Raw genomic sequence first — 12,775 nt, 5'->3', positions numbered from 1 at the left:
TTCGCTACCCCTTCAACCTTCAAGCGGCTCTTTGGCGCAGCTTGGGTTTGATAGGTTCGGCTGCCTCTATGGCGGAGAGTATCTCCACCACATCTGCCTTACCCTCACGCTTTGCATCGGCGAGGGCTGTATTGCCCCAGCGGTCTTTCTGCTTTGCATTAGCCCCAATCGACAGGAGAAAATGCACAACACCAATACGACCTTCGGATGCAGCGAGGTGAAGGGCCGTTCTTCCGTCGTAGTCCGCTTGCAGGATGTCCGCCCCGCTGGCAACCAATCGTCTCAATTCGCTCAGATCGCCGACCGAAGCAGCCGAACAAAGCGAGCTTGCCACTTCCGCTGCGCGCTCGACCTGTGACTTGGTCGGGTCGATGAGTCCCTGCCCTTGGACCATGGTTGCATAACTATGGAATGAGTATTTCTTAGAAAGTTCTTGGGCGAACCGTACACCACGCACGCTGTTTCCGCATCGATCCAGTCGCGGACTCCAGATTGCAAAGCCGCAGACGCCGGGAACAACCAACATGAGGGCTCCCGAAACGCCCGACTTCGCGGGAATACCGACTGTGAATGCGAATTCACCGGAATAATCGTACATCCCGCAGGAATACATCAGAGAGAGGCAGTTCCGAACTGACTCGGCATCGAGCACACGCTGGCTCGTTGTTGGACATACACCGCCATTTGCCAGCGTGGCAGCAATGATCGCCATATGCCTAACGTCGATCCGTATCGAGCAGCACTGGAAATAGAAATCGAGTGTTTCCATCAAGTTCGTATTGGGAGGGAATGCGCCGTTCTCTCGCATAAAATAGGCCAATGCGAAATTCCGGTCAGCTGTCGCTTTTTCCGAGAGGAAAACCGTATTGTCGAAACCCGGTTCTGCACCACCGCCTAGCTCGCGCCATTTCGACATCACGAAGTCGAACCGATCGGCCAAGCTTTCCTCCGGCTTGATCAGCGAACTGGCCATGATGGCGCCGGCATTGATCATCGGATTGTGGGGCAAGCCGGCAGGGTTTAAGGTAAGTTCGTTGAACGAACGTCCGGATGGTTCGCGACCGACATGGCTATGGATCGAGTCCGCGCTGGAGAGACCATGTGCGATCGCATAGTTCACAGGCTTGCAGGTCGATTGCACGCAGAAACTATCATGATCGTCCCCCACCGAATGGCGTTGGCCATCGATAGTGCATACGGCCATTGCAAACTTCTCGGGGTCTACCCTCGCTAGCTGCGGGATGTAGCTTGCCACGGATCCGCTGGCTTCGTCGCGGCAGGCATCAAATATTGTGTCGAGTTGGTCCCTGAACTCATCGAATGCAGGAATGACGAGCGAGCCCGACAGTGCACGACCTACTAGGGAAGCCTCAACTTCACCCAGCAAGTAGCGCAGCCCGTCTTCGTCGAGCGTCCCGCTTTCTGGCATGTCGTCGAGTTTTGCGAAAAGCGAGGAAAGGCGCGGATCGGCCCGCTGGAGCCCCATTTCCTCAAGTGCGCGGATCAACATGGCATTGGATACCGCTTGTGTGTGTTCACTCTTCAACGATTTGATAAGGTGTTCAGCTGCAAATGCCTTTGAATCCGCAGGAATGCTCTTGAGCGTAACCATGTATTTTCTCCCTGGGGGGTGCGACCGGATGTGCGGGACGCTGCACACCCGGTCGCGACCTCGACGTGTCTGGGGTGTCTAGAGGACTGGTGTCGAGGTCAGGCGACTAGCGCCATCTTTGAATGGTCTTCGATTTCAATGCCGAACACCGTAGAAGCGATGCGGGCTGCCACCCGGTAAGGACAGGCATTTGCGCCAGGACGGCGGTCTTCGAAATAGCCGAACCCCGCCCGCTCCACACCCAGTGGAATGCGGATGGAAGCCCCGCGATCTGCCCCGCCTGCCTTGAACTCACTTATCGAACAGGTTTCATGCGCACCCGTGAGCCGTTCCTCAAGTCGGTCGCCATAGACTGCGATGTGCTGGTCGTGCTTGTGGGCGAGCCGGCGGACAGCCTCGTAGATCGCATCCAGACCGCCAACAGCTCGAGTTCTCGAACATGAGAAGTTGGTGTGCATTCCGGCGCCGTTCCAGTCACCCTTCATGGGCTTGTTATCGTAAGAAACGAGAACGCCATGTTTTTCGGCAACGCGATCGAGAAGGTAGCGGGCGATCCACATGTGATCAGCTGCATTCAGCAGGCCTGGGTCGTCACCTTCAAACCCACGATAGCCGATCTGGAATTCCCATTGACCCGGCATCACTTCGGCATTGAGGCCATAGTATAGAAGACCAGCATCAAGGCAGAGCTGCGCATGTTCATCAGCGATCATCCGACCGAATGCGCGGTCAGCACCGATGCTGCAATAATAGGGGCCCTGCGGTTCGGGATAGCCGGTCGCCGGGAAGCCCAGCGGGCGTCCACCTTGATAGAGGGTGTATTCCTGTTCGAATCCGATCCACGCATTCCGCTCTTCGCCGCCTGCGGCTAGGACTGCTCGCAGGCTTGCCCGAGAGTTGCTAGCATGATTGCTTCCGTCGGCATTTTGCACTTCGCACAGCACGAGAAAATTGTCGGCGCCGCGGATGGGGTCGGCAACCACACATACCGGCTTCAGTCCGCAGTCTGAATCGGAACCTTCGGCTTGCAGGGTTGACGAGCCATCGAAGCTCCATTCCGGAAAGTTTTCAGGACACGCATCTTGGTTCTTGATGTTCACAAAGCGCGTCTTGGCACGGAGTCCTTGGGTGGGGCGATTGCCGTCCAGCCAGATATATTCTGCTAGACTCATAGTCTTAATCCTTTTGGGTTTTTCTGTGTCGGGACGAAGTCGGCACAGGGAGGGCTTACCGTCTTTGTGCCTTCCTCGAGGATTTCATCACCACTGCATTCAATGCTGCGCCGTTTGCGCAGCGGATGGTGCGACGGACCGTAAGTACGGGCCATGCACCGAGCCTTATCGCTTAGGTCATAATCTTCACGCTCTCTCGCCTGCGCGTCAGTGACCACCACAAGTGAGGCGGTGCTGATCATCAGCGCGGCAAGGGCGGACACAACCTTGTCCAGTTTGATAGTCATTGTTCAATTCCCGTGTTTCCAATAGGAATTGTCTAGGATGCTATCGTTGAAACCGCAGTGGCATGGAGCGTTGTATTTGACGCCAAATCGGCGGCCTCCCGTTTAATTCTCGATATTGAACATCAAGAACCGGTCGGTCACGTGCGATTGCCTTAACTTCTCGCAGAATAGGAACGCTACACCAAACCATCAGCATCCGCGAAAATCTTGCGTTCCAATTCAAATGACCGGCATTAGAGCGCTAAGCTCCCGCGCTAATCCGACCCAATAGATGTCCGCTTCTTTCGCCTGACTGCCCAACAGCAGACGAACCGGATTCCACCCAATTCGTGCCTGATTTGCCGAACTAGCGGTGCGCTAAGAGCGGACCGGCAGCTAACGACCCGATTGCAGACATTCCTCATGGTCTTCGGTGAGCAGATCATCTGACCGTGGCGCGACCCAAATTTGCGAACGCGGTATTTTCGATGCTAATGTTCCGTCCTCGGAGTCGTTCAACCCTGTCCGTATTCTTTGGAGAATATGATGCTCGACGCCCGGTTTACTCTAACCTTTACAACAGGCCTTGTTGCGATCGCGCTCTCAGGCTGCGCCTCATCAGGCGTTCCAGACGAAGATTTGATCTCTACATCGATTGATGCAGTCGACACCGCAAATCGGATCAAGGTCGCTCAAGATAGCGGAGCGCCCCTCTTCGATGGGATGGGAGAGTATCATCGTCCGATAACGACGACGGAAACGTTGGCTCAACGCTATTTCAACCAAGGCATGGTTCTCACTTTCGGCTTCAATCATGCCGAGGCAATCCGCTCGTTCCGCGCTGCGCAACGTCTGGATCCATCCTGTGCAATGTGTTTCTGGGGTGAAGCATTAGCAACCGGGCCCAACATTAACGTTACTTCCAAAGGCCGAGCCGTGATGAGCGATGAGCAACGCTTGGCCGCGCATGCTGCCATCAGCAAGGCGATGGATTTGCGTATGGGGGCTAGCGCTGGAGAGGCGAGACTGATCGAAGCCCAAGCCGCACGTTACAACGGCGACCCGAGCACTGAACGCTACCCGCTCGACCAAGCCTATGCGGATGCGATGGGACGCTATGTTGCGCTGTTTCCCGAAGACGATGATGCCGCTGCGATCTACGCAGAATCACTAATGAACCTGATGCCGTGGGACTACTGGTCCGATCAAGGAGCGCCGAAGGACGATACGCGCAAAATCATCGCATCTCTTGAGCGGATTCTCGAGCGCAGCCCCAACCACCCCCTAGCTTTGCACCTCTACATTCACGCAGTTGAGGCATCAGCTGCACCCGGAGTGGCCGAAGACGAAGCAGACCGCTTGCTGACGCTGGTTCCGGGATCGGGTCATCTCGTTCATATGCCCTCGCACATTTATTGGCGGATCGGACGTTACGATGACGCCGCGAAAGCGAATATCAAAGCGGCTGCTGTGGATGAGGATTACATTGCGGCCTGCAATGCGCAGGGGTTCTACCCGGCGGCATACTATCCCCACAACATCCATTTCTTATGGGCCGCCAGCAGTATGTCTGGCCAAAGCACCATGGCACTCGATGCGGCACGGAAGCTGGCTACAAACGTGCATATGGAGCAGATTGAGCAGTTCGCGACTGTCGAGTTTTTCAAGACCATCCCCTTGCTAACCTTGGTGCAGTTCGGGAAATGGGACGATATTCTCTCGTTATCCGAACCGCCGACGCCGCGTGATTACTCGACCGCCATATTGAGCTACGCCCGCGGCATAGCCATGGTTCACAAGGGGAACCTTTCGGGAGCAGAGGCTGAGCTTTCGAGGCTCACTAAATTGAAGGACACCGTCCAAATACGGTTCCTCGACGGTGCGGACTATCCCGCGTCGACATTGCTAAACATCGCAAATAACCTTCTAGAAGGTGAAATAGCCCTAGCCAGTGGCAGCCAAGATAAGGCGATATCCGCTTTTGAACATGCGGTATCGCTGCAGGACGAGCTTCCATACATGGAGCCGCCTTTCTGGTATTATCCAACTCGGCAGTCACTCGGCCAAGCGCTTCTAGAAATTGACAGGCCGGAGGACGCTGAAAAGGTTTATCGCGAAGACTTAGAAGACTACCCACGCAACGGATGGTCAATGGCGGGCCTTATCGCTTCACTCGAAGCGCAAAATAAACCGACGGACGAAATTACGAAGAACTTCCGTATCGTCTGGTCCAAGGCAGATATCGAACTTACGCGCTCGCGCTTTTAGTCGTTGGTAATATCTGCTTACTCTGCTCTTCTGTGCGGCTTCACCTTGCTCATGAAGAGGCTTTCCAGGGGCGCAATCGAACGTCCGCTTTCCACCCATCTGGCGCCAGTTTCACCGCTCTAGCGATGTGCCAGGAGCGGACGGGCGGCTGACGACCCGATTGTGGCAATCGCAATCCGAAGGCAAAGGCTCCCACATGACCCGCATCGATGCTGACGTTCTCGCTCAAATTCCGCTTATGGAGGTCGACAAAGTCACATTCTACAAGCGCGATGAAGTGACGACCGATCTTATTTGCTGTGATGTGGTGATTGCTAACGAGGTGTGGAGTTTCCATGAGGAGCTTATCGGCTGGGACTTACTGCTCGCCCATTTGGAGAACCTGCCGGACTTTCGAGAAGACTGGTTTGCGGCGGTCTCGCAGCCACCTTTCGCTACCAGTGAAACTGTAGCCTTCAGTCGTTAGCAGGAGCGTCTCCTAACCACCCATCTGACGACGCTTTCACCGCGCTAGGCATGTGCCAGAAGCGGACCAGCCGCTAACGACCCAAGGGCAGACCACCCATTAAAATGAGATGGGGGCGCTATTAGGCCATGGACGAACGCTCTGATTTGCCAAGCCAAAAGCTTTACTGCATGACTTGCGCAAGGGGAGGTCATCCAAATGAGTATGCGCTTGCGTCGTGTTACAGAACACATAAAGCAGCAGAACTGGTTCGCCATCGGCGTAGACTTCATAATCGTGGTTGTAGGCGTGCTATTGGCATTCCAGATAACTGCGTGGAATGAAAGGCGGTTGGAATTCGACAGGCTCGACAGCAAACTGGCGGCGACCCAATTAGAGATGCGGGAGAACCTGGATCGATTGGCGACTGTAGACGCCACCCTCAATACCCAAGGCGAACAATTGGCGGCGTTACGAGCAATGCTGGCTGAAGACAGCGCCCGGATATCGGAAAGCGAGCTCAATCCGCTGATCTGGAACGCTGTCCCTGTTTACTCACTAAATCTTAGACGAGGCGCACTTGAGATGCTCCAGTCATCAGCAATTTTCACACGGACAGCGACACCTGCGCTGATTGATCAAATAGAAAGGTGGGAAGAGGTCTTTTCCGATGCCAACCGTGCTCAAAGTGATTGCCTGAATTCCAGAGATAATTTGCTCAACCCCTATATTATCGAAAATTTCCCAGTCGGCTCGATTTCGCGAAGTGCACCTGGAGGGGCGAACTATATCGCCCCGAGCGGTTTTCCGATCGACCGTAGTGCATTAGGCAGGGAATTTGACGGACTACTTGTAGCGAGACAAATTTGCTTTCTTCAGGACAAAGCGAGCATCGAAACTCTTTCGAATATCACCCGTCGCATAATCGAATTGATTTCGGAGGAGAGGATGCAGCACTGACCGCAATTCTCGCGACTGTGCATGTCCGTTTTCCACCCATCTGACGACAATTTCACCGAGATAGCGAAGTGCCAGGAGCGGACTGTCCGCTAACGACCCGATAGCCGACGATAGAAAAAGCTTCGATCATCACTGAAGCGGGCCCTTTCAATCTTCTATGGCTGAGTCTCCGTAACTTTCGCTGGGCGGTCCGAAAACATGATTCGCCAAGCTGACCTATAAGCATCCCCAAGATTGGCAGCGTGCGTCCCGCCTTCGATGTCGATAAATCTCGTATCCCACGGCAGGTCATCTCGGGAAGCGATGGTATCTCTCCATTCAAGAGCGGTACCGCGAAGATAATCTCGATCATCGGAGCCGGAGGCAACGATCAGATATCCATCCTTGTCCTTCGCATCGACCTCGCGATCCATGCCGAACAGGAGCCGGGTGTCCGGCTCGCGTCCAGGATTGCTCGCGACATGCCCCCAGAACAGGCCGGGCTTGAGATAGGCGGCCTGCAAAACGGCACTGCCACCCCGGCTTTGCCCGAAGAGAATCCGTCGCGTCGGTTCGGTTCGGTAACGCGCGTCGATCTGCGGGATCAGTTCATTTTCGAGCATCGCAAGGAATGGTAGGGCTCCGCCTGCGCTTCCGTCATCCATGATCACGCGAAAGTCCACGTGGCGCTTGTTCACGCCGGGATCGAAGCCCCCATATGCGATGCCGACAATGATCGCTTCCGGGATTTGGTCGTCATAATTCATGAACAGATGAAGCGGTGCGAGCATCGGAAAGGTGGAATCTCCATCGAGGAGGAAGACGACCGGAAACTTGGTTTCTTCCAATTCGTCGTAGTTTTCTGGGAGACGGATGTAGATATGGTAATCCCTTCCGACTTCTTGCGAACCAAGCAAGAAATAGTCGCCGCGCAATGAAGGCAGATGAGAGAGCGATCCGTCGATTCTGGCGCTTTCTTGCGCTGCGATAGGACATGAAACTGTTAGGCACACGGCTGCAATTAAACGCACGATGGACTGCGAAAAGCGTGTAACCATATATCCGGTATATACGGTTCTTTGGTCGAAACCAGACCTTCTGCTATCCACCCATCTTGTGACGCTTTCAACAAGCTACCGATCTGCCAGAAGCGGACGCGCGGCTAACGACCCGATTGCGGTCGCAACCGAGCAAATGCATACCCGAGAGCGCCTCGTTGCCGATGGAAGGGCTAAGACCTCGAAATGTATGCTCAAGCTTGGAAGTTTTCTCTCAAGATGCTTGCCGCCGTCTTGTTAGTCTTTGCCTTGACGGTAGCAAGTCCACCAACGTTCGTAGGGCGCGATGTCAGCTACGCGATTTTCGTTGGATTAACTCTTGTGATTGCAATTTACATGCGCGTTCAAGCCAGGCGCTTTCCGTGCCCTACTTGCGGAACGACAATTTTTTCAAAATGGGGAATTCCGAATTTCTTCCCGACTTCGAAGTGTAGCAAGTGCGGCGATCGCTTCACCAGCTAAGGAAGAGCGTCCGGGATCCACCCACTTCGCGCCTGTTTCACCGAGCTAGTGAGATGCCATAAGCGGACCGTCAGCTAACGACCCGAATGCGGACATCAAGAAGGTGGCGTTTGACCAACAGCCAATTGACAATAGGCCAAAATAGGGCAGTCTCCTCCCTAGGGGGTTAATTGACTGATCGTCGTACAGAACTGAAGGAGGCACTGGCGGCGACCGGGAGGGGCGACCGTCAATCTCTTGAACGCGTCTATGAAATGACGTCGAGCAAGGTGTTCTCGACCATCGTGCGTATCGTGCGGCAAAGAGAACGTGCAGAAGATATTCTCCAAGAAGTATATGTGAAGGTCTGGCGGCGCGCCGCTCGCTTCGATCCGGCCAAGGGCAGTCCGATCACCTGGCTCTGCGCCATCGCGCGCAATTCGGCGCTGAATGACTTGCGCCGCAGTGGTCGCAAACAAGAAATTCCGGACGACGAGTTCCCCGAGGTGGCCGACACGAACCTCGTAGCGGCAGATGACTGGCTCTGTGCTGCAGAGGACAGCGCCGCGCTTGAAAAATGCCTTGAGGAGCTGCGCGGCGATCATCGTCGATCGATCAAGATGGCGTTTTTCGAAGGGTTTTCGCATTCCGAATTGGCCGAGAAGGTCAATGTGCCACTTGGCACGATGAAGAGCTGGATCAAACGCGGGCTGGCCGGGCTTAGGGGATGTCTCGGTGGCTGACGCGGAAGAAATCCTTCCTCTCGATCCCTTTATTCTCGCCGGGGAATATGTGCTTGGCGTGCTCGAGGGAGAGGAGCTGGCGGATGCCCAACGGGCGATCCTCGCCGATAGCGACTTCTTGGAAGCTGTCGAATGGTGGGAGTTGAGGCTCGGAGCCATGGGCGAAGCAGCTGGCAACTTCGTACCGTCCTCTAGCGTGTGGCGTGGGATCGAAGCGCGGATCCAGGCAGAAGAAGCAGCGAATGACGACGCTCCGACGCCCATGGTCCCAAAGCGGCTCTCGCAGTCGAGCCTGGCCGCGCTCTTCGGCGGTGTCGCATTGGCTATTGCCGGTCTCGTATTCTTCGTCGCGACCCCTCGCACCACAGTGGTTCCGGACCAACCACCTCTGGTTGCTACACCGGGCGACCAGCTGATCGCGCAGCTTCAAGATGAGGAAAGCGGACGGAAGCTAGCCGGCAGGATCGATGTCGATAACAATCGTCTCGCCTTGAATATTTCAGGCCTCGAGGCTGAAGCAGGACAGACGCCCGAACTGTGGGTTATTCCCGCGGGCGGGGCTCCGGTATCGTTGGGCGCGATTCCCGAGACTGGGACATTCGATCGTGAGATCGACCCCGCCGAGGCGCGGTTGCTAGTGGCCGGCTCCACACTGGCCGTGACTTTCGAAGAAGATACCGGCGTGCGGCACGAAACGCCGACTATGCCGATCTTGCTTGCAGGCACGCTTGATCAGGTCTGACAGAAGAATTTTTCTTCACTAGTTCAGCACCTTAAGCCCACTACCCGCCTAATCTCAAAAAACTTTAACCATACTGCATCCGATCCATTGGTTGCGGGGTAGCTGCGTTCGTCATCCGAGTTGAGTGGCAGGCCGACACACGTGGGCTCTTGGTGCTTCAGTTGTCCCCAGCACCCATGCCATGACGGACTTTCGGGGACGAAGAGGAGAAAATGCCATGAAGATTATCCATGCCCTTTCCGCCGCCGCACTTGCATTTGCACCTGCGGTCGGAGCGAGCGCGGCTCACACGGGCGGCGCGACCTTTACCGCAACGCTCGACGGCCAAAGCGAAGTTCCCGGTCCGGGTGACCCGGATGGTTTCGGAAGCGCAACGATGAGCGTCAATCCGGGCCAGGAGCGTGTTTGCTATTCGCTCCGTGTAAGCGATATCGACCCTGCAGCGGCAGCCCATATCCACCTCGGTGAGGCGGGGACGAGCGGCCCAGTTGTGGTTACCCTTTCGGCACCTTCCGGCGGAACCAGTCAGGGTTGTGCTTCGGTTAGCCGCGACGTTGCAAAGAACATCATCAAGAATCCGGAAAGCTATTACGTTAATGTACACAATGCCGAATATCCGGGCGGCGCTGTTCGCGGTCAGCTTGGGCGCTAATCTCACCTGAAATGCGATAATTCGAGGGCAAGGGCGGTCGCCAGGCTGTCTTTGCCCTCGCATTCTATCTCTATCGGTCGCGCGAGCTTCGCCGACCTCAGCGAAGCGGGATTCCTTCAGTCCTCGGGAAGAAGCCAATCATCATGCGTAAGCTCGCCCCCGTCGTTGCGTTAGTCTGCAGCAGTACCATTCATGCGCAGACTGGAACCGAGCCGAGCGGAGATAGTCCCGCCCCCTTCGGGACCATCATCGTGCGCGGCGAAAGAGCAACGCTCGACATCCGTCCCGACGAGGTTTTTAGCGAAGAAGACATCGCCTTTTACGGGTTCGACAGCATTGGCGAAGTGGTGGACGAGATCAGTTCCCGGAACGGGGGATCCGATGACGACATCGTGTTTCTGGTCGACGGCAAACGGGTCGGCGGTCTTGAAGACATATCGGAATTCCCGGCCGAAGCGATCGACCAGCTTGAACTGTTTCCACCGGGATCGGCACCAGAAGTGGGGGGCACTGCCAGCCAAAGGGTGGTGAACATCAGGCTCAAGCCGTCCACAAGCATCTATTTGGCGAACGCCACGCTGACATCCGCGACCGACGGAGGTTTCGAGCAATACGATGGCGAATTCAACTTCACGCATATCGAAGCGCCACGACGCATCAATCTGGGCATCCAAGTGCGTGGCAACGGGGCACTACTGGAGAGCGAACGTGACATCGTTCAAGCAGACACCTCGTCACCGAACCTTGGTGACTTTCGCACGCTTTTACCGGAAAACCGGGAATTGCGACTTCGGGGTACGATTTCCGACGCTCTCTCGCCGAGCCTGACGGCTGTGGTGAGCACCCGGTTCCTTCGACGTAGTACGGTTTCGAAACTGGGCATCGGCGCGAATGGCGGAGCGCTAACGCAAGATGCTCTGCTGGAAAGATTTCGCACCAACGCCGTGCTGACCGGGCAATTCGACGAATGGCTTGTCACAGCAAACGCATCTTATGGTATCACGCGACGACGTACGCTGACCGACAATGTCCTGGCCGGTCCCAAATCGCCACAGCCCAAGATTGACACCCTACTACGGCGGTTCGAGGCTGACTTGGGCATCACACGGCCGGTGGTACAGCTGCCTGCCGGCCCTTTGACCTTGACGGCTCGCGGTCGATTTTCAAGCGAGTCCATCCAAACGGGAGGGGATGAGTTCACCCAGTCAATGCGTCAGCTCAGTGGCGGTATCTCCATTCCCTTGACGCACGATGATCTCGGCCCTGTGAGAGGTATCGGCACGATCGATCTTGGTGTCGATGCATCGTTTACCGACTATAGCGGCATAGAGAGCTTCTCGAACTCAATTATCTCGTTGAATTGGCGTCCGGCAACTTGGTTGCGACTCTCAGGATCGCTTTCGACAGGCAAAGCCCCGCCTAGCACGGAGCTCCTTTCGGCACCGGTCATCTCAACACCCGGCACGCGCTACTTCGATCCCTTGTCGAACCAAACAGTCGATGTTGTCGCGATCACAGGTGGATCCCCGAACCTTCTGACACAGGACGATCATGATTGGCGCCTCGGATTGGAAATCAGACCTCAAAGCTCCCGCCTAAAGGCCCTTACTGCGGACTTCTCTTCGACCCGAAACCGCAACATAATTACCGCGCTGCCACCAGCTAATCCACTCATTCTAGATGCCTTTCCCGAACGCTTCGAACGTGACGACTCGGGGCGTCTTCTCGCTGTCGATACACGCCCGCTCAATTTTGCGCAGAAGAGCGAGAAACGGTTGCGCTATGCGTTTGAACTATCCTTCCCGCTTGGTGGCGCGGTCTATTCGGAGAACTCGGCAAGCGCCGGTTCCGGCATCGAACCGCCAAGAAGGATCGGTATCCCTCAGCGACTGCAAATCCTGTTCTCGCATGCGATATTACTGGATAGCGAGATACTGGTTGCACAAGGGTTTGCCCCGATTGATCTACTGTCTCCAAGCGCTCTGGGCCTTGGTGGAAGTGGGCGATCGCGTCATGAGGCCGATCTGACGGTGCGCTACGGAGCCAGCGGTATTGGAGCCGAGGCGAGCGCAAGACACTCAAGTGCGGGTTTCATAAGCGCGGCAGATGATGGCGACATGGAAACCTTCCGATTCTCGGCACTATCAACCGCAGATCTGCGATTTTTCATCGAAGGTCGGCGGATTGCTCAGAACTCAAAATTTCTGAGCGGCACCCGCTTCACCTTCGCAATCAGGAACATCACGAATAGTCGACAGGATGTTCAGGATTCCAGCGGAACCACACCGCTGCTTTACCAGCAGGCCTATCGCGATCCGACAGGTCGATGGATCGAGCTCGCATTGCGCAAGAAGTTCTGATTTTTGCATGTTTGCTTCTATTCTTGTGGGAAGTTTCCCGTAACGCGAGAGCGCTTCTGAAAATTCGTTGGGATCTC

Annotated in this window: 11 protein-coding genes; 7 read left to right on the top strand and 4 right to left on the bottom strand. The window is 55.7% G+C overall.

The window, feature by feature from the left end; all coding sequences use genetic code 11:
- Positions 1 to 19: 19 nt before the first annotated feature.
- From glsA to K3166_RS02920, 3 genes are all read right to left on the bottom strand, one after another.
- Positions 20 to 1,612 carry a glutaminase A gene (gene glsA / locus K3166_RS02930; RefSeq protein WP_221423210.1) on the bottom strand — a complete coding sequence of 531 codons (1,593 nt, stop codon included), beginning with the start codon at positions 1,610 to 1,612 and terminating at the stop codon, positions 20 to 22.
- A 98-nt stretch (positions 1,613 to 1,710) separates the two neighbouring features.
- Positions 1,711 to 2,784, bottom strand: coding sequence for a glutamine synthetase beta-grasp domain-containing protein (locus K3166_RS02925; protein ID WP_221423209.1), 1,074 nt, complete (start codon positions 2,782 to 2,784; stop codon positions 1,711 to 1,713).
- Complete coding sequence (locus K3166_RS02920) at positions 2,781 to 3,071, bottom strand: hypothetical protein (RefSeq protein WP_221423208.1); 291 nt, start codon at positions 3,069 to 3,071, stop codon at positions 2,781 to 2,783. The genes K3166_RS02925 and K3166_RS02920 overlap by 4 nt, the downstream gene beginning before the upstream one ends.
- A gap of 522 nt (positions 3,072 to 3,593) precedes the next feature.
- Here K3166_RS02920 and K3166_RS02915 point away from each other — a divergent pair.
- The 3 genes from K3166_RS02915 (at position 3,594) to K3166_RS02905 (ending at position 6,723) form a co-directional block, all read left to right on the top strand.
- Entirely contained in the window at positions 3,594 to 5,318 is a 1,725-nt protein-coding gene (locus K3166_RS02915; protein ID WP_221423207.1) for a tetratricopeptide repeat protein, read from the top strand.
- A 196-nt stretch (positions 5,319 to 5,514) separates the two neighbouring features.
- On the top strand, positions 5,515 to 5,784 hold the full coding sequence (locus tag K3166_RS02910; protein WP_221423206.1) for a hypothetical protein: 270 nt from the start codon (positions 5,515 to 5,517) through the stop codon (positions 5,782 to 5,784).
- Positions 5,785 to 5,982: 198 nt separating this feature from the next.
- On the top strand, positions 5,983 to 6,723 hold the full coding sequence (locus tag K3166_RS02905) for a hypothetical protein (protein WP_221423205.1): 741 nt from the start codon (positions 5,983 to 5,985) through the stop codon (positions 6,721 to 6,723).
- 155 nt (positions 6,724 to 6,878) lie between these two features.
- Here the strand turns inward: K3166_RS02905 and K3166_RS02900 are convergent, their stop codons facing one another.
- Positions 6,879 to 7,619 (bottom strand): alpha/beta hydrolase, encoded by a 741-nt coding sequence (locus K3166_RS02900; protein ID WP_221423204.1) that lies wholly within the window; start codon positions 7,617 to 7,619, stop codon positions 6,879 to 6,881.
- Between the two features lie 773 nt (positions 7,620 to 8,392).
- On the opposite strand from K3166_RS02900, the gene K3166_RS02895 reads away from it, so the two are divergent.
- The 4 genes from K3166_RS02895 (at position 8,393) to K3166_RS02880 (ending at position 12,698) form a co-directional block, all read left to right on the top strand.
- Positions 8,393 to 8,944, top strand: a complete 552-nt coding sequence (locus K3166_RS02895; RefSeq protein WP_221423203.1) for a sigma-70 family RNA polymerase sigma factor — start codon at positions 8,393 to 8,395, stop codon at positions 8,942 to 8,944.
- On the top strand, positions 8,937 to 9,686 hold the full coding sequence (locus K3166_RS02890; protein WP_221423202.1) for an anti-sigma factor: 750 nt from the start codon (positions 8,937 to 8,939) through the stop codon (positions 9,684 to 9,686). The genes K3166_RS02895 and K3166_RS02890 overlap by 8 nt, the downstream gene beginning before the upstream one ends.
- Positions 9,687 to 9,903: 217 nt before the next feature.
- The gene (locus tag K3166_RS02885) at positions 9,904 to 10,338 is read left to right on the top strand and encodes a CHRD domain-containing protein (protein WP_221423201.1); all 435 of its coding nucleotides are present in this window, start codon (positions 9,904 to 9,906) and stop codon (positions 10,336 to 10,338) included.
- 143 nt (positions 10,339 to 10,481) lie between these two features.
- Positions 10,482 to 12,698 carry a TonB-dependent receptor gene (locus K3166_RS02880; RefSeq protein WP_221423200.1) on the top strand — a complete coding sequence of 739 codons (2,217 nt, stop codon included), beginning with the start codon at positions 10,482 to 10,484 and terminating at the stop codon, positions 12,696 to 12,698.
- The last annotated feature ends 77 nt before the right edge of the window (positions 12,699 to 12,775 follow it).

This window comes from Qipengyuania psychrotolerans (genome assembly GCF_019711355.1).
Classification (GTDB): domain Bacteria; phylum Pseudomonadota; class Alphaproteobacteria; order Sphingomonadales; family Sphingomonadaceae; genus Qipengyuania; species Qipengyuania psychrotolerans.
This window is presented reverse-complemented; position numbering and strand designations above follow the sequence as displayed.